Annotated in this window: 13 protein-coding genes; 5 read left to right on the top strand and 8 right to left on the bottom strand. The window is 57.4% G+C overall.

Features of this window, described 5'->3' with window-relative positions:
• Positions 1-27: 27 nt before the first annotated feature.
• Genes mnmA through AD944_RS10225 form a run of 3 tightly spaced genes read left to right on the top strand, consistent with a single transcriptional unit; the run spans position 28 to position 2967 of the window.
• Positions 28-1110, top strand: a complete 1083-nt coding sequence (mnmA, locus tag AD944_RS10235; RefSeq protein WP_006558170.1) for a tRNA 2-thiouridine(34) synthase MnmA — start codon at positions 28-30, stop codon at positions 1108-1110.
• 12 nt (positions 1111-1122) lie between these two features.
• Positions 1123-1794 carry a glutathione S-transferase gene (locus AD944_RS10230; protein WP_045541756.1) on the top strand — a complete coding sequence of 224 codons (672 nt, stop codon included), beginning with the start codon at positions 1123-1125 and terminating at the stop codon, positions 1792-1794.
• A gap of 33 nt (positions 1795-1827) precedes the next feature.
• On the top strand, positions 1828-2967 hold the full coding sequence (locus tag AD944_RS10225; protein ID WP_052427114.1) for a glycosyltransferase family 4 protein: 1140 nt from the start codon (positions 1828-1830) through the stop codon (positions 2965-2967).
• Between the two features lie 85 nt (positions 2968-3052).
• Here the strand turns inward: AD944_RS10225 and AD944_RS10220 are convergent, their stop codons facing one another.
• The 7 genes from AD944_RS10220 to rfbB all read right to left on the bottom strand — a co-directional run bounded on the left by AD944_RS10220 (position 3053) and on the right by rfbB (position 11082).
• A complete protein-coding gene (locus AD944_RS10220) occupies positions 3053-3724 on the bottom strand; it encodes an RluA family pseudouridine synthase (protein ID WP_082741172.1) in 672 nt (223 codons plus the stop codon).
• Positions 3721-6315 carry an FtsK/SpoIIIE family DNA translocase gene (locus AD944_RS10215; protein ID WP_045541754.1) on the bottom strand — a complete coding sequence of 865 codons (2595 nt, stop codon included), beginning with the start codon at positions 6313-6315 and terminating at the stop codon, positions 3721-3723. The genes AD944_RS10220 and AD944_RS10215 overlap by 4 nt, the downstream gene beginning before the upstream one ends.
• Before the next feature lie 180 nt (positions 6316-6495).
• Positions 6496-7464: a glycosyltransferase family 2 protein gene (locus AD944_RS10210; protein ID WP_045541753.1), complete on the bottom strand. Its 969-nt coding sequence runs from the start codon at positions 7462-7464 to the stop codon at positions 6496-6498.
• A 98-nt stretch (positions 7465-7562) separates the two neighbouring features.
• Positions 7563-8474 (bottom strand): dTDP-4-dehydrorhamnose reductase, encoded by a 912-nt coding sequence (gene rfbD / locus AD944_RS10205; RefSeq protein WP_045541752.1) that lies wholly within the window; start codon positions 8472-8474, stop codon positions 7563-7565.
• A 15-nt stretch (positions 8475-8489) separates the two neighbouring features.
• Positions 8490-9047 (bottom strand): dTDP-4-dehydrorhamnose 3,5-epimerase, encoded by a 558-nt coding sequence (gene rfbC / locus AD944_RS10200; protein WP_035382613.1) that lies wholly within the window; start codon positions 9045-9047, stop codon positions 8490-8492.
• A gap of 68 nt (positions 9048-9115) precedes the next feature.
• Positions 9116-10027 (bottom strand): glucose-1-phosphate thymidylyltransferase RfbA, encoded by a 912-nt coding sequence (gene rfbA, locus AD944_RS10195; RefSeq protein WP_045541751.1) that lies wholly within the window; start codon positions 10025-10027, stop codon positions 9116-9118.
• A complete protein-coding gene (gene rfbB, locus AD944_RS10190) occupies positions 10024-11082 on the bottom strand; it encodes a dTDP-glucose 4,6-dehydratase (protein WP_035382616.1) in 1059 nt (352 codons plus the stop codon). Before rfbB ends, rfbA begins: the two co-directional genes overlap by 4 nt.
• 170 nt (positions 11083-11252) lie before the next feature.
• Between rfbB and AD944_RS10185 the strand changes: the two genes are divergently transcribed.
• A complete protein-coding gene (locus AD944_RS10185; protein ID WP_179946466.1) occupies positions 11253-13436 on the top strand; it encodes a hypothetical protein in 2184 nt (727 codons plus the stop codon).
• A gap of 15 nt (positions 13437-13451) precedes the next feature.
• Entirely contained in the window at positions 13452-14147 is a 696-nt protein-coding gene (locus AD944_RS10180; protein ID WP_035382618.1) for a histidine phosphatase family protein, read from the top strand.
• A gap of 43 nt (positions 14148-14190) precedes the next feature.
• On the opposite strand, the gene treF is transcribed toward AD944_RS10180, so the two are convergent.
• Positions 14191-16158, bottom strand: coding sequence for an alpha,alpha-trehalase TreF (gene treF / locus AD944_RS10175; protein WP_408735779.1), 1968 nt, complete (start codon positions 16156-16158; stop codon positions 14191-14193).
• Positions 16159-16250: the final 92 nt, after the last annotated feature.

The raw sequence follows: 16250 nt of genomic DNA, 5'->3' as shown, positions 1-16250 counted from the left end.
CCGTTTAACGTAAGAAAGGGAGCGCCCATGCGCATTCTTGTGGCCATGTCCGGGGGGGTGGACAGTTCCGTGGTTGCCGCCCGCCTTCAGGCAGAGGGGCACGAGGTGATAGGCGCCACCCTCCAGCTTTATGATTCGCGCGGAGCCGCCAAAAAGGGGGCCTGCTGCGCGGGGCAGGATATCCGCGATGCTCGGGCCGTGGCTGATCGCCTTGGCTTTCCGCATTATGTGATTGATGCCGAGCGCCGCTTTCAGGACAGCGTGATAGAGCGTTTTGCTGATGCCTATGCGGCGGGTGAAACACCAGTGCCCTGCGTGGCCTGCAATCAGGGCGTGAAATTTACTGATCTTCTGGGGTTGGCCAAGGAAATCGGCGCGGATGCCATGGCCACAGGCCATTACGTGCGGCGCGTGGAAGGCCCCGATGGCGTGGAACTGCACCGCCCGGTGGACAGCGCGCGGGATCAATCCTGGTTTCTGTTTGCCACCACGCGCGAACAGTTGGCGTTTCTGCGCTTCCCTCTAGGTGACATGCCAGACAAGGGTGCCGTAAGGGCGGAAGCGGAAAAGTTTGGTCTGATTGTTGCAGGCAAGCCCGACAGCCAGGATCTCTGCTTTGTTAGCGATGGGTCCTATGTGGATCTGGTTGAGCGCATGCACCCGGAAATGGCCGGTCCGGGCGAAATTGTGGACAGCGCCGGGCAGGTTGTGGGCCACCATGAGGGCGTGATGCGCTTTACCGTGGGGCAGAGCAAACGGCTGGGCAATGCGGCGCGCCTGAATGGTGAGCGTCAGATGGTGGTGGGCGTGGAACCGGGCCGCCGCCGTGTGATTATCGGCCCGCGTGAGCACTCTTTTGTCAGTTCTCTTTCCGTGCGGGATGTCAACTGGCTGGTGGATGCGCCGCCGGAGGGCCTTGTTTGCCATGTGCAGATGCGCGCGCGGGAAGTGCCGCGTCCGGCCCGGGTTATTCCCACGGCAGACGGGGCGCTGGTGCAACTGACCGAACCGGCAATGCCTGCGCCCGGTCAGGCCTGTGTGTTTTATGATGGCAGCCGTATTCTGGGCGGTGGTTTTATCCGCCGGGAAGCAGCCGCCTCGGCAGCCTGAGGGAGAGACAGCATGGCAGATGGTCGTCTTGTTATCGGCACGCAGCGTTATTCATCATGGTCTCTGCGTGGGTGGCTTATGGTGAAGCTGGCAGGGCTGAACGTCGCCACACAGGTTGTTCCGCTTGAAGGGGCTGGCCAGACCAAGGCGCTTAAAACCCTTTCTCCCAACGGGTGCGTCCCCTATCTGGAGCACAACGGGGCGCAGGTGTGGGATTCGCTTTCCATTGCTGAATATTGTGCGGAGCAGGCCCCGGCCCTGTGGCCTGCAGACCGGTGCGAGCGCGCTGTTGCACGGTCTTTCTCTGCGGAAATGCATTCGGGGTTTCGTGGTGTACGCTCCACATTCCCCATGAATCTGGGGCGAGATGCTCGTCCTCTGGCAACACCCCTTGATGCGGATGTTCTGAAAGATATTACGCGTATTGATGCCATCTGGACCGATGCACGTACGCGTTATGGTCAGGGTGGACCCTTCCTGTTCGGGGCGCAGTTCGGCAATGTGGATGCCATGTTCGCGCCAGTTGTCTCGCGCTTTTTGTCCTATTCCGTGCCAGGGCTTTCCGAGGCGTCTCGGGCCTATATGCAGGCAGTGCGTCATCATCCCCTGATGCAGGAATGGTACGAGGCTGCGGCGCGTGAGCCGGAAGCGTGGCATCTGGACATGTACGAATCCATTGCGTGATCCCTGACGGGAGGCATCAGACTTATGGTGTCGATGCAGGCTTCTGCCTCAAGACCACAGGATGAGGACGCAATGCCGTTGAAGGTGATGACTGTCCTGCCCCCGAGAGAGCGCTTTGCGGTGGGGGAGGCTGGTGCAATTTCTCTGCTGGTGCAGCGCATGGCTGCGCCGGGAGAAATTGTGGTGGGGTTGCCGCCGGACAGCGCACCCTTTGCTGGTATTTCTTTTCTGCCCGTGCAGCGCGTTTTTCGGCCTTTCAGCCGTATTCACCGTTACGCTGGTGGGGTGGCGCGTCTGGCACGGCAGGTGCAGCCTGATCTGCTGGAAGTGCATAATCGTCCGGATGTGGCGCTTGCCTTGCGCAAACTGTGTCCTACCGTGCCGGTTGTACTGGTGCTGCATAATGATCCCTGTGGCATGCGGCGCGCGCGAACATCGGGGGAGCGCGACAAGCTGGGGCAGGCGGTCGCCATTGTGGCCGTGTCAGAATGGGTGCGTTCGCGCTTTGTCAGCCAGAATGTCAAAGCCTGTGTGCGGGTTCTGCCCAATAGTTTGACTATGGCCTCTCTCCCTGCCCAACCGGACCAGCGGGAAAAACGCCTGCTGTTTGCAGGCCGGGTTGTGGCGGACAAAGGGGCCGATGCGTTTGTTGCGGCCTGTGCCCAGCTTCTGCCCCGGTACCCGGAATGGCGGGCGGATATGATCGGTGCGGACCGTTTTGGCCCGGATTCGCCAGAGACTCCCTTTCTGGCAGCACTCCGCCCCAAGGCGATTGAAGCAGGGGTAGTATTGCATGGCTACCAACCGCATGAGGTCGTGTTGAACGCCATGGCGCATGACGCCATTGTGGTTGTGCCCAGCCGTTGGCCGGAGCCTTTTGGCATGTCCGCGCTGGAAGCTATGGGATGCGGGGCCGCCCTTGTCGCATCACGCAAAGGCAGCCTGCCCGATGTTGTGGGCGACACAGGCCTGTATGCAGACCCGGATGATCTTCCCAAACTGGTTCAGGTTATTGAACGCCTGATGCTGGATGAACCGCTGCGCCAGACCTTGGGGCAGGATGCCCGCCAGCGGGCGTGGTTGTTTGATACAACCATCGTGCGTGAAAAGCGGCGTCTTCTGCATCAGGACATTGTGCGGGAATGGCGCTGGAAAGGCACCTTCCACGCCTGAAAGATAATTTTGAAAATTTACTCAGACTCGGCGAATAGGTCTTTTTTCGCAGGATAAAAGGGGTTTCAAAGGAGTCGCCCCGATTCTACCCACAGTTCCATCCACAGGCTTGTAACGCTGCTTGCATACCCTTGCGAGGTGGGGCGACGGCCTTCACTGGTGGCGTAAAAGGCAACGTCAGGCTACACGCCAGCAGGTGAAGCCCCTCCGGATGGGGCGCCCCGTAAAGTGTATCCCCTACAATGGGCCAGCCCATGGCGGCGCAATGGACTCGGGCCTGATGGGTCCGGCCCGTGTGTAGATGAAGTTCTAGCCAGCAGAGTGAGTCTGATCGACCCAACACGCGCCAAGACGTTCGGGCAGGAGTGCCTTTTTCGCTGGTGATCATCCGCCAACCGCTGCGATCTGTCTGTTTGACAAGGGGCAGATCAATTTCGCCAGTATCGTCCTTGGGGCCGCCTTGGACAACGGCCCAGTAGGTTTTCTGCGCTGTCCTGCTGGCAAAAGCCTGTTGCATAGCCAGCAAAGGTTGCTTGCGCAGTGCAATGGCCAGACAGCCGGATGTTTCCGTATCCAGCCTGTGGGCCAGCCATGGTCCATCCTTGCGCCGCGACAGGAGCGGAAAGCAATCCTCCACACAGGGGCCACCTTTCGGCCCTGCATGCACAGGGATACCCGCCGGTTTGTCCAGAATCACCACATGCTGGTCCTGATACAGCACGGAGAGAGGAAAGGGCGGAGCTGAAAGGATGCTCATTCCTCGCGGGCGGACCCCACCAGCACCTTGCGGCGGCCTACATGGTCGGCCCGGCTGATAATGCCTTCCTTTTCCATCTGTTCAATCAGCTTGGCGGCGCGGTTGTAGCCAATGGAGAGGTGCCGCTGCACGAAGGAGGTCGAGGCTTTCCCTTCCCGCGTTACAATGGCTACGGCTTCATCATACATGTCTGATTCGCCGCTATCTCCGCCGCCCGACTTGCCGCCGCCAGCGGGCGCTTCTTCCACGGGTTCGGCCAGAACGTCATCATCGTAAATGGGTTCGCCCTGTTCTTTCAGGAAGCTGACAACCTGCTCCACTTCGCTATCGGCCACAAACGGACCGTGCACGCGGGTAATGCGGCCGCCCCCCTGCATGAACAGCATGTCACCCTGGCCCAGCAATTGTTCCGCACCCTGTTCACCCAGAATGGTGCGGCTATCAAACTTGCTGATCACCTGAAAGGAGATACGGGTGGGGAAGTTGGCCTTGATGGTGCCGGTAATCACATCCACGGAGGGGCGTTGCGTGGCCATGATCACATGGATGCCAGCGGCACGCGCTTTCTGGGCCAGACGCTGCACACACGCGTCAATTTCCTTGCCGGCGGTCATCATCAGATCCGCCATTTCGTCAATAATCACGACGATATAGGGCATCGGGTCCAGCGTGACGGACTGTTCCTCAAACACGGGGTTGCCGGTTTCAGGGTCAAAGCCCGTCTGCACACGGCGTACCACTACTTCACCATCAGCACGGGCTTCGGCCGCGCGGGCGTTATAGCCGGCAATGTTTCGCACCTGCATGTGCGCCATGGTGCGGTAGCGGCGGTCCATTTCCCGCACCACCCATTTCAGGGCGTTCACGGCTTTTGGGGGTTCTGTCACAACCGGGGTGAGCAGGTGCGGAATGCCATCGTAAATGGAAAGTTCCAGCACCTTGGGGTCAATCATGATCAGGCGGCATTCATCGGGGGAAAGCCGATAAAGCAGCGAGAGGATCATGGCGTTTACGCCAACCGATTTCCCTGAACCCGTGGTGCCCGCAACAAGCAGATGCGGCATGCGGGCCAGATCACTGAACACGGGCTCGCCCGCAATGTCTTTCCCCAGAGCAAGGGAGAGGTGGGCGGGATCATTCTGCCAATCCGGCTGGCTGAGCAGTTCAGAAAGATAAACTGTCTCGCGTGTCTGGTTTGGTACTTCAATACCAATCACATTCCGCCCGGGCACGGTGGCGATACGAACACTCAGAACCGAGAGCGAGCGCGCAACGTCATCCGCCAGCCCGATCACACGGGCGGAGCGGATACCGGCAGCGGGTTCCAGTTCATAAAGCGTGACCACAGGGCCAGCGCTCATGCCCACAATGGTTCCCTGCACACCGTAATCAGAAAGCACCTGTTCCAGCAGGCGCGCCGTGGCGTTCAGTGCTTCGGCGGAGGGGCCATATTGCGTGTGGGCGGGGGCTGGTTTCAGCAGATCAAGGGGTGGCAGTTCCCAGCCGCCTTTCTTGGCGGGTGCCGCTGTGGCTTTGGGTGTACCAAGGCCGGTTGCGTTTTCCTTACCGGTAAACAGACGCCCCAAAAGTCCACTTTTGGCACCAGCAACGGGTGCGGAAGACGCAGCCTGCGGCACAATAGCCGGTGTGGGTGTAGGAGCAGGTGACTCCCGCAAGGCGGGAGGGGCGTTGGCAGCGGTAGGTGCGGCTGCTGGCACGTCGTCCCGTAGGGCCAGTGCAGTTCCAGAAGCCACAGGATGTTCGGAAAAGGAGAGATCGTCTTCCTCGTCGTCCTGCGCAAAAAGAGAGTGAGGAGCAGCGTTGCTTGCTGCGAAGGATGTTTCCTCACTGGTAGCAAACCGGCCAGCCGTGCTGATGGGGGTGTCTTCGCGTGGTTTACGGCTGGCGTAATAGCGCACAAACCGCATGCCAAGCTGACCCGGCAGACGCAGCACAATCATGACGCCTCGCCAGAGAGTAGCCCATTCCTGACGGCGCAGGCCGGTGGCGAGCGCCAGCAACAGGCAGGACAGAAGCAGCCCCAGAATCCAGACCAGCATCCCGCCAGCAGGCCCAATGGCCGCCGTACCCGCGGAGAGAGAGGTCTGGGCGATGGAAAACCCGATGCCGCCTCCAATTCCGGCTTCTGTCGGCCAGTGCAGAGGCGGTAACGCGGTAAACAGCAGCGGAATGGCCGCGAATAAAGCCCCGCTGACCGGCAGAAGGCAAAGAATGGCTACAAACCGCAAGCCAAATACCACAAGGGATTCATGGCCCAGAAGCCGGTGGCTCATGAAGCGCCAGCCCCATGCCATCAAAATGAAGGCGGGCAGGACCGCCGCCATGCCAATACCCTGAAGCAATGTGTCTGAGAGCACTGCTCCTACCATGCCCAGCAGGTTGGTGGGTGGCTGGCCTGTTGCCGTATTGAAAGAGGGGTCTTTCGGGTTGTACGTGGCCAGAGCAACCAGCAGCGCGCAGGCAAGCACACAGAGAAGGAGACCGCCTCCTTCTTCCAGCCGCAGCCGAAGCGTGCTCTTGTAAGTGGGAAGGACATAGTCTGCAGATCGTGTGTGGCTCGCTCGCGCCAAGGGTCTGGATCCTGACTCCAAAAGGCCCTGAAGATCTTGCAGCCCAAAGGGCAGCCTGTTTCTTTCAGGGCAGTTATCACAAAAACAGCGTTCGGAAACGGTGGCCCAACCTACCGTGAACTTCTGCTGTAAAGAAGGTTTGTAAGGCAGAGTTTTGGCAAAATGCCCGTTTTTTGCAGTTTAGCCGAGCAAAAACCATAACCGGAACACCAGTTGCTCCAGTTTTTCGTGTCGCTGTAATTGTTCCATCTCCCGCAGGAGAGAGAATCGGGCAGCAACACCATGCCACCCATGGCGGAGCCCTTTATGAATGGTGTGCAGGCTTTCCTGATTTTCCGGAGTCAGCAATGTCTGGCGGCTGAGCAGATAAAGCGTATTGGCCCGAAAGATATCCATAAACAGGCTGGGGCCGCGCCGCAGGGCCCCCATGGCACGTTGCAGAAAGCGGGCTGGGGCACCCACAGCATTCTGTCCATGCTGCCGGTAAAGCAGAACAGGGTGATTATCTGTCAGGATGTTTCCGCCTGCGCCGGCCACCAGCAGATAGGCCCACCAGTCATGCAGAATATGGGGGGACGCGGGCATGGCTTTTTTCAGGAGATCACAAGCGGCAGGAGAAAGCATGATCGTGCAGCCGGTTGCAATATTCTGTGTGAGAGCCGCCAGAAAAGAGGTGGAGGCTGGCAGGCGTGGAGACAGCCCCAAGGGGGTGAGGTTTTTGTCCGTCAGGGTTTGTCTGGCGCAATAAAGTGCGGCGTGTGTCGCCGGGAGGGCCGCCAGCGCTTTCAGGCCACGCGCTAGTTTGTCCGGAAGCCAGACATCATCCTGATCACAGAATGCCACAGGAACATGCGGTGGAACGGCTGCCAGAAGTTTTGAATAAGACGCTGTTACCCCCAGATGCCGCCCATTGTGAGGGGTGACCAGAATGCAGCGTGTTCCCAGTTTCTGGCTGAAACGCTGCATCAGGGTGAGGGTCGTATCCGTAGAGCCATCATCCCGCCAGTAAAGTACCCAGTTAGTGTGGGTTTGGCCCTCAAGGGAGGCAAGCTGTTCGCTTAAATAGGTTGCTCCATTATAAAGCGAAAGCAGAATAGCAACCGGGCCCTCTGAAAGCCCCGATTGTGCAGGAAAAAGGCGTCCGGGCATGCTGCTCTGACTGTTATCCTGCACTCGGGGTCCTCTGACAGGGGGATGAAAAGACTGCTTCCGTAACGTAGTCAGAAGCAGTGGGTGCCTTTTTTTACTCAGGCTGCCGGGGTCTGGGCAAAAATCTGGTTTACAACCTGCCTCACGCTTTCTTCCCACGCGGGCATGGTTACGCCAAATACACGGGTGAGCTTGGAATTGTCCATCCGTGAATCAGCAGGCCGTTTGGCGGGAGTAGGCCAATCTTCTGTCCGAATGGCTGTAACTGTGGGCATGGGTTGCCCATGGTCAGCCGCATCTTTCAGTGCTTCTACCGCCAGACCGTGCCATGTGGTTTCACCTGTTCCGCACACATGGTAGATCCCGGCAAAATCATCTTTCCAGCCGTCTTTTTCGAGAATGGCGAGAACGGAAAGAATGGCGCGCGCCAGATCATCGGAACTGGTGGGATTGCCTTTCTGGTCCCCGACCACTTTCAGAGCCGGATTTTTGGCCCCTGCGTTCAGCATGGTGCGAACAAAGTTCTTGCCATGAGCCGAATACACCCAGGATGTCCGGAAAATCAGGGTCTTGGGATTGGCGGCCAGTGCCTGTTTTTCGCCTTCAGCCTTTGTGCTGCCATAAACCGTGTCAGGGGAGACCGCATCTGTTTCCACATACGGCGTGCCTTTGTCTCCGGAAAAGACGTAATCAGTGGAAACATGGATCAGCGGAATATTCTGCTGGGCGCACAGGCGGGCCAGTTCTGCCGGACCACTCGTGTTGGCGCGGGCGGCTGCTTCAGGTTCCTTTTCCGCCAGATCAACAGCAGTCCAGGCTGCGGCATTGACTACGGCAACCGGTTTGACGGCTTCCAGCGTGGCAGCCAATGTTTCAGGTTTGTCAAAATCAAAACCGGGACGCCCAACGCAATGAATGCGCGGACCACCAAGCGTGACCAGAGATGTTGCAAGCTGCCCGGTGCCACCGGTGACCAGAATGGGACCACCTTCAGATGCCAGAATGCTCATGACGTGCTCCCGTTCTTAAAATTGAAACCAGCTTTTGGCGGCAGAAAATTCCGGTGCTTCCAGATCTTTTTCTGACAAAATGGCGTCTTCAGGTTTGACAGGCCAGTCAATGGCCAGTTCCGCACTGTTCCAGATTACCGCCCGTTCAGAAGCCTTGTTGTAAAGGCCGGTGCATTTGTACTGAACTTCCGCGTTTTCAGTCAGGGTGCAGAAACCGTGCAGGAAGCCCGGCGGAATCCAGAGCTGGGACCAGTTTTCTTCTGACAGTTCAGCCGCAACCCATTTGCCATAGGTCGGGGAGCCAGTGCGGGCATCAATTGCGACATCCCAGATGGCCCCTTTGGTGCAGCGTACCAGTTTTCCCTGAGCATATGGTTCAAGCTGGCAATGCAGGCCACGAACAACACCTTTCTGGCGGGAAAGGCTCTGGTTATCCTGAACGAATGGCTGGGTAATGCCTGCGTCACGCATGCGGTCGATATTGTAGGTTTCGGAGAAGAACCCCCGATTGTCTCCAAAGCGCGGCGGCGTAACAAGGATGACGTCCGGAATGGCGAGACGATCAACTTTCATGAAGGCAGATCTCCAGAAATTAAGACTGGCATAAAATTAAGGCGGGCATAGAAAAAAGGGCTGCCTGATCAGCAGCCCACGGGAGCAGAATCGGCAACCAGCATCAGCAGGCGGCCCAGTTCGGTTTTGATCATGCGCTGTGCATGAGCCCGCAACTGGTCTGCATCAATAAAGCCCATGCGATAGGCGACTTCAGCCGGAGAACCGACCAGCATGCCCTGACGTGCCTGAATGGTATGCACAAACTGACCGGCTTCCATCAGGCTGTCGGGAATGCCGGCATCCAGCCAAGCGCAGCCACGGCCAAGGCGGTCAACATGCAGGGATCCTTCTTCCAGATAGAAGCGGTTGAGATCCGTAATTTCCAGTTCACCACGGGCAGAGGGCTTCACTCGTTTTGCAAAGTCCAGCACCCGGTTATCGTAGAAATAGAGCCCGGTAACCGCCCAGTTGGAGGGGGCTTCCTTCGGTTTTTCCACAATGCTCAGGGCCCGACCTGTGCTGTCAAAGGTGACCACGCCGTAGCGTTCTGGATCACGTACCTGATAAGCAAAGACCGTAGCGCCCGTCGGGCGGAGGGCCGCAGTTTGCAGGGCGGCGCTCAGGTGGTCAGCAAAAATAAGGTTATCGCCCAAAGCCAGTGCACAGGGGGCGTTCCCCAACCAGTCTTCCGCAATCAGGAACGCCTGCGGAATACCATCGGGAGAAGCCTGTACCCGGTATTCAAACCGTACGCCGAACTGGGACCCATCTCCCAGAAGGCGTTTGAACTGCGGCAGGTCAGCAGGTGTGCTGATGATCATGATATCCTTGATGCCCGCCAGCATGAGCGTGGAGAGCGGATAATAGACCATCGGTTTATCATAAACCGGCAGCAACTGTTTGCTGGCAGCCAGAGTCATGGGGTAAAGGCGCGTGCCGGAACCACCGGCCAGCAGGATGCCCTTCATGGGCGTGGCGACTGCGGGTTTCTGTGTCATTCTGCGGCGGTTCCCAGGCGGTTTCCGGTATAGCGGCGGGCGCGGATAGCTTCCCACCAGTCACGATTATCCAGATACCACTGCACGGTACGGCGGATTCCGGTTTCAAAATCATGCTTGGCTTTCCAGTCCAGCGCCTGTTCGGCATGGGACGGATCAATTTCATACCGGAAATCATGGCCAGGGCGATCGGATACAAAACGGATCAGACGCTCGCGCGGCCCTGCGGTATCCGGGGCCAGTTCGTCCAGAACGGCGCAGATGGTCTTGACCACTTCCAGATTGCTGCGTGGCTGGCGGGCGCCAATGGCGTATGTTTCGCCCGGCACACCTTTTTCCACGGCCTTGACGAGTGCTTCTGCGTGGTCTTCCACAAACAGCCAGTCCCGCACGTTGGCGCCATCGCCGTAAACAGGCAGTTCCTTGCCTTCAATGGCGTTGATGGTGATCAACGGGATCAGTTTTTCCGGGAAATGCCAGATGCCGTAATTGTTGGTTGTGTTGGTCACAAAAGTGGGCAGACCATAGGTATGGTACCATGCTCGCACCAGATGGTCTGAAGAGGCTTTGCTGGCGGAATAGGGGCTGCGCGGATCGTAAGGCGTAGTTTCCGTGAACGGTGGATCATTGGGTTCCAGTGCACCGAATACTTCGTCGGTTGAGATATGATGGAACCGGAAGGTTTCACGGTCGGCCTTGTCCAGCGTGAGCCAGTATTTCCGTGCTGCTTCAAGCAAGGAATAGGTGCCGACCACGTTGGTCTGGATAAAGACACCAGGGCCATCAATGGAGCGGTCTACATGGCTTTCCGCGGCCAGATGCATCACGGCGTGCGGGCGGAACGTCTCGAACAGACGGCTCATCTCGCTACCATTGACAATATTGGCCCGTGCAAACTCGTAGCGTCCGCTGGAGGGGGCATTTTCCACTGTTTCTTCAGAAGCTGCATAGGTCATGCAGTCAACATTGAGAACAGAGTGATCGGTTGACCGAATAATGTGTCGGATTACCGCAGACCCGATAAATCCGCATCCGCCCGTTAATAAGATACGCATAGAGTTTCCGCTTTTGTGGACCAAAGAAAACTTTTAAATTCTTACGTAACAGGCATAACGCAGAAAATTCCCATTCGCCAGTAATCATGCACAATTTGCGCAATTAGGCCGGTGCGCAGTATGAAAAAGACGAAGTGACGCAGCGTGGCTGGCTGGTAAGGACGAAGAGAATGTTTGCCGAAAACCTGACGGAAACGCTGTTGAGGGTGTTGGAAAGACCGGAACTGAAAGTTCTTGCACAATTCTGTTGCATTACGCTTAACCCTTCGATCGGACATCCTTTTCAGGTTAATCGGCAGGGAGACATCACTCTTGGCGCACCCTGCCTGGGGGAAGAGACAGTTGTAGCGTTTCACCTGCGGCATGCGCTTGAGCTCGCCGTTCTGTTGAAAAAAACCTCCGAATCGCAACGTGAAACCACCCGAATCATTTTGGCTGCCGCCCGTACAACTGCCAGATTCTGGTTGCTGGACAGTTGTGCCGACCAGCCTCCACCTGAAGCGTGGGTTCGTGTCTTTTCAGCAGCCGATGTACCCACAAAAGCGGCCTTGAAGGCTGTTTATCCAGTTTTTCAGCCTCTTGTGGCGGAGGCTGGGGGCCATGAACAAAGACCGCTTTCCTCTGGGGAGTGGGATGAGATTTTCGACTGGCTAGTGAAAGCTTGGTCTCTGATTGGTCCGGTTGAAGCGCTGATGGCAGAAGGAGGAGATGCGCGGCTGAGCGTGGGCGTGCGCACAGGGCTGAATCACTACGGATGTTCCCACCGCCCGCGCCCATGGGCTGTGACGTTCGCCTCCTCCACGGCCTCTTCCCTATCTGAACGCGGTTTTACAGGGGGGGAGCTTGCTCGACTGGCTTTGATGCGGGCCGTGCTACAAGGGAATGCTCATACGTTTTTAAAGCAGAAGGCGCGAGATATACGGGGCTATCTGGCCGGTTTTTTTGGGCTTGTGGATTCTGATGCGGTTATTCTCTCTCCTTCTGGCACGGATAGCGCATTGGCTGTGCTTGCATTCTCGGCGGCCTGCAACAAGCCCGTCACAACAGTACTGACAGCGCCGGATGAAACGGGAAGCGGTGTCCCTTTTGCTGCGCAAGGCTGCCATTTTGCGCAGGAAACAGCTCGTAGCGTCTTGGTGGAAAAAGGTAGCCTTGTAGACGGTTTTCCAGCGGACACACGGTGTTTGACGCTTCCCTTACGCAATGTGGAAGGGGGCTTACGTCTATCCGATGACGTTGTTCATTCCTGTCAGGTTATGGTGGCCGAAGAGGTTGCGGCAGGACGGCGGGTTCTCCTTCATGTGCTTGATTTGTCGAAAACTGGCCTGCTGGCGCCAGATATGGAAGCGATTGCCGCTTTGTGTGCTGCCTATCCGGGGTGTCTGGATGTGGTGGTGGATGCTTGCCAGACCCGTCTTATGCCCCAGCGGGTAAAAACCTATCTGGACCGTGAGTGGGCGGTAATGGTCACAGGCTCAAAGTTCTATACAGGCCCCCCATTCTGTGGGGCGTTGCTTCTGCCGGACTCCTGGAAAAAACGCCTCGCACACGGAGGGCTGCCTGCGGGGCTTGCGGCTTACGCCAACCAGTGTGAATGGCCTTCCAGCCCTGCGTGTCAGGTGCTGGCTTCAGGTGCTAATCATGGTTTGTTGCTCCGGTGGTCCGCGGCTCGGGCTGAGATGGAAGCGTTTGCCGCGATCCCGGCGGATGTGGTGTCAGAGCGTCTCCACAGTTTTCTGCATGCCGTGACACAGGCCATTCTGACTCAGCCTGATCTGCAATTATTGACCCCTTACGTGCCTCAACGCCCCATTCTGCCGGACGATTGGGACAGACGGCAGACTATTCTTTCTTTCATGGTCCGGGCTCCCGAGGCTCCAGATATTGATACGCCGCTTGATTTTGATCGATGTCGAAAACTGTATCAGTGGCTAAATGCGGATGTATCCGATTACGTGCCGTTGGTGGACCGCAAGCTGGGCGCGCTTCTATGCCATGTCGGGCAGCCAGTTGCGCTACCTCACCCTCATGCGCGTGGAGGAAAAGCGGCAGCCTTACGCCTATCAGCCGGAGCCCGACTGATATCGGGTGAACCTTCGCATGATGGATTGGGTACCAAGGCCAGAATGGCACGCGAAATAGCGGATGCCCGTAAGGTTCTGGAAAAAATCAGCCTGATTCTTGCACATTGGTCTGCTATTGCCACGGCAGATCCGCTGCCTTCCTATGCTCCAAAGTTCAGTATGGGATTTCCGGCTTTGGGTGCAGATGGCTCATCATGTCATCATGGAAATGGTGGAGGTTCGCAGCAGGCAGGCATTACAATTTCTTCTCTTGCCTTGGGCCGTTCCTGATCGCACAACAGCAGCATGAGTGCATCTGTAACGTCTCCCAAAATCGTACAATCCAATCAGGGCAACTTTCTGGATACGCCTCAACTGGCGACAGGCGTGACCCGCTTCTGGCTTATCCGCCATGCGTTGGTGGAACAAAACGCCAGAATGAGCCTGTATGGCACGCTGGACGTGCCCCTTTGCCCGGATAGCCTGATTGCCCAGCGCCCGATGTATGAAGCGCTGGCGGCACGCCTGCCCCGCAAGGCCCGCTGGCTGATCAGCCCCCTCTCGCGCACGCGGTGCACGGCGGAAGCCATTCAGGATGCCGGATATGGGCCTGCCGAACTAAAGGTTGAGCCAGCCCTGATTGAACAGAATCTGGGGGAATGGCAGGGAATGGCGCATCAGGAATTGCCGGATCACCTGCATCTTGCGCCACATCCGTTCTGGTCCGTTGCGGCCTCTGAATGCCCCCCAAAAGGGGAAAGCATGATTGATGTCTGCGCCCGTGTGGGGCGCGGGCTGGATCGTCTGGCAGAAACCTATGCCGGGCAGGATATGATTGCTGTCAGCCATGGCGGTGCCATTCGTGCGGCTTTGGCCCATGCTCTGCGTATTCATGCTGAAACAGCTTTGCATTTTTCCATCCAGAATCTATCTCTCACCATCCTGGAACGGCTGGAAGAGGGATGGCGGGTTGTAACCGTCAACGAACTGCCGGGCATCTGATTTTTTTAAGCAATCGGCAGCAGAAATCAGGCTTTATCCCTTCTCAGGGAGTGCCAGATTTTTGCTGTTGCTGTTGCTGTTGCTGTTGCTGTTGTGGCGAAGGCGGTGCGGGTGACAGCGGGGGCGTGACCACCGGCGGTTTTCCGTTTTCTGCCGGTGGTATGGGTTGTGACGCCGCTGGCGGGTTTTGCTGCACGTTAGCTCCCGTAGGGGCGTCTTTTCGGGGCTGTTCGTCCTGTGCGTCCTCTTCTGTATGCAAAGCAGAAAGCGGTACGCCCTTAAGCGGAGATTTTTCGGTCACAGGAATATCCGGTCCCTTGGCATCCCACGCGTCAACAGGGGGAAGCGGCTGCTGGGATGGCTGATCAGCCAATGGGTTTTTGTCCAGAACTTTTCGGGTGTTTTGCGGGTAGCGGTTCATCAATCCCAGCAGGGTGCCGTTTGTCCAGCCAAAGCCGACCTGCATGGGGTATTCTCCACCGCCCTTGCCCCCGGTGGGGCTTATGTCGTTTGCCACAACATCATATTTTTCCAATAGAACACCACTTTTTTCAAAGGTGCCAATAACGCGTGCCATCCATCTGCGGCCAATATCGGCTGCCAGATCATGATGCCCGTACTGTTCCAGCCCCTTTATGGCCATCCATTCTTCAGGAGCCCACCCGTTCGGGGCATCCCATTGCTGGCCGGTCACCTGATCCGTTACGGTCAGCCCGCCTACATGCAGCAACCGTTTCTGGATGGTGTGCGCCACGGCATCGGCCTTGTCCTGCGGGGCCAGATGCAGGAAAAGTGGAACAGCTGTGGCAGTGGACAGAATGCCGGTGGGTTTGCCGGTTTTCCAGTTGTAATCGAAATAGGCGCCTTCTTTTTCATCCCACAGATAATGGTTGATGGCGTCCTGAAGCTGTTTGGCCTGCTGCATGTATGACGCGGATTTCCCTTTATCTCCACTCAGCGCGTAGGCGTGGGAGAGGGTCTGCATCAGATGCACCATCAGACAATTATATTCTATTGTCAGGAGTGATGTTGTCTGGATGGTTGAAAGGGTTTTGCCGTCCGCCAGCCAGCGTGAGGAATAATCCCATCCGGTTTCAGCGCCCGCGCGCAGATCACGCCAGAGATCATTGGCGTTGCGTTGTGTTTGGCGGGCAGTGGCCAGATCCTGCGGGTAGCTTTCATCGCGAGGCGTGTTCATGTCATCCCATGGGCGAAACATGAGTGTTCCGTCAGGGAGTTTTACGGCGTGTCGCCACGCGTTTCCGGGTTTGAGTGTGGCGGCTCCATCCGTCCAGTAATCATATTCGCGTTGCAGTTCTGGCAGGAAAGATGTGTAAACCACCTGCCCATCATGGCTGGCGAGCAGATCCAGCATCACGGAGAAAAACGGAGGCTGAGACCGGCTGAGATAATAGGTGCGGTTTCCGTTGGGCATATGCCCATACCGTGCGATCAGGGAGGCAATATCCTGCACCATGTTGCGCATCAGATCGATGCGCTCGTCCTCATAGAGGCCAATCATGGTAAAATAGCTGTCCCAGTAATATATTTCTGAAAAACGTCCGCCGGGAACAATGTATTTCTGTGGCAGTGCGAGCAGGGAAGACCACGGCACGGCAGTATCGGCGTCACGCGTCAGGATATCCCACATGCCGGTAATGTAATCGCGCACGTTTTCATCAGGTTTGCGTGAATAGGCTGCAGACCGCAGAACAGGAATGGTGAAATGTTCTGATACAAACAGCTTCAGGTTGAAATCGGGCAGGTCTTTCTGCTGCTTCCACATGGCAACCAGATCAACAGGAGCCTGATCAGGAATTGCATCGGCCACGGCTTTTGCATCCGTGAAGATTTTGGCTGCATGAATGGCGGCGAACAGTTCTCCCAGCGCAATGGACGGCGGACGCAGATCCTGCGGAATGGAGAGAGGGTGATCTCCCGCATGGGGGGCAGGAAGCCGATTGAACAGTTTGGCCTGCACGGGTGGCGTTGCATCATCCTGCTGGTCCAGCGCGGGAGAGGCATCACGAGGGCTTGCGGACTGCGCCACGCCAGCGTTGCTTTCAGGAGCAGGAGCAGGAGCAGGAGCAGGAGCAGGAGCAG

The sequence above is a fragment of the Acetobacter tropicalis genome, from assembly GCF_001580915.1.
GTDB classification, from domain to species: domain Bacteria; phylum Pseudomonadota; class Alphaproteobacteria; order Acetobacterales; family Acetobacteraceae; genus Acetobacter; species Acetobacter tropicalis.
Note: the sequence above shows the minus strand (reverse complement) of the source record. Positions and strands in the feature narration are given on the sequence as shown.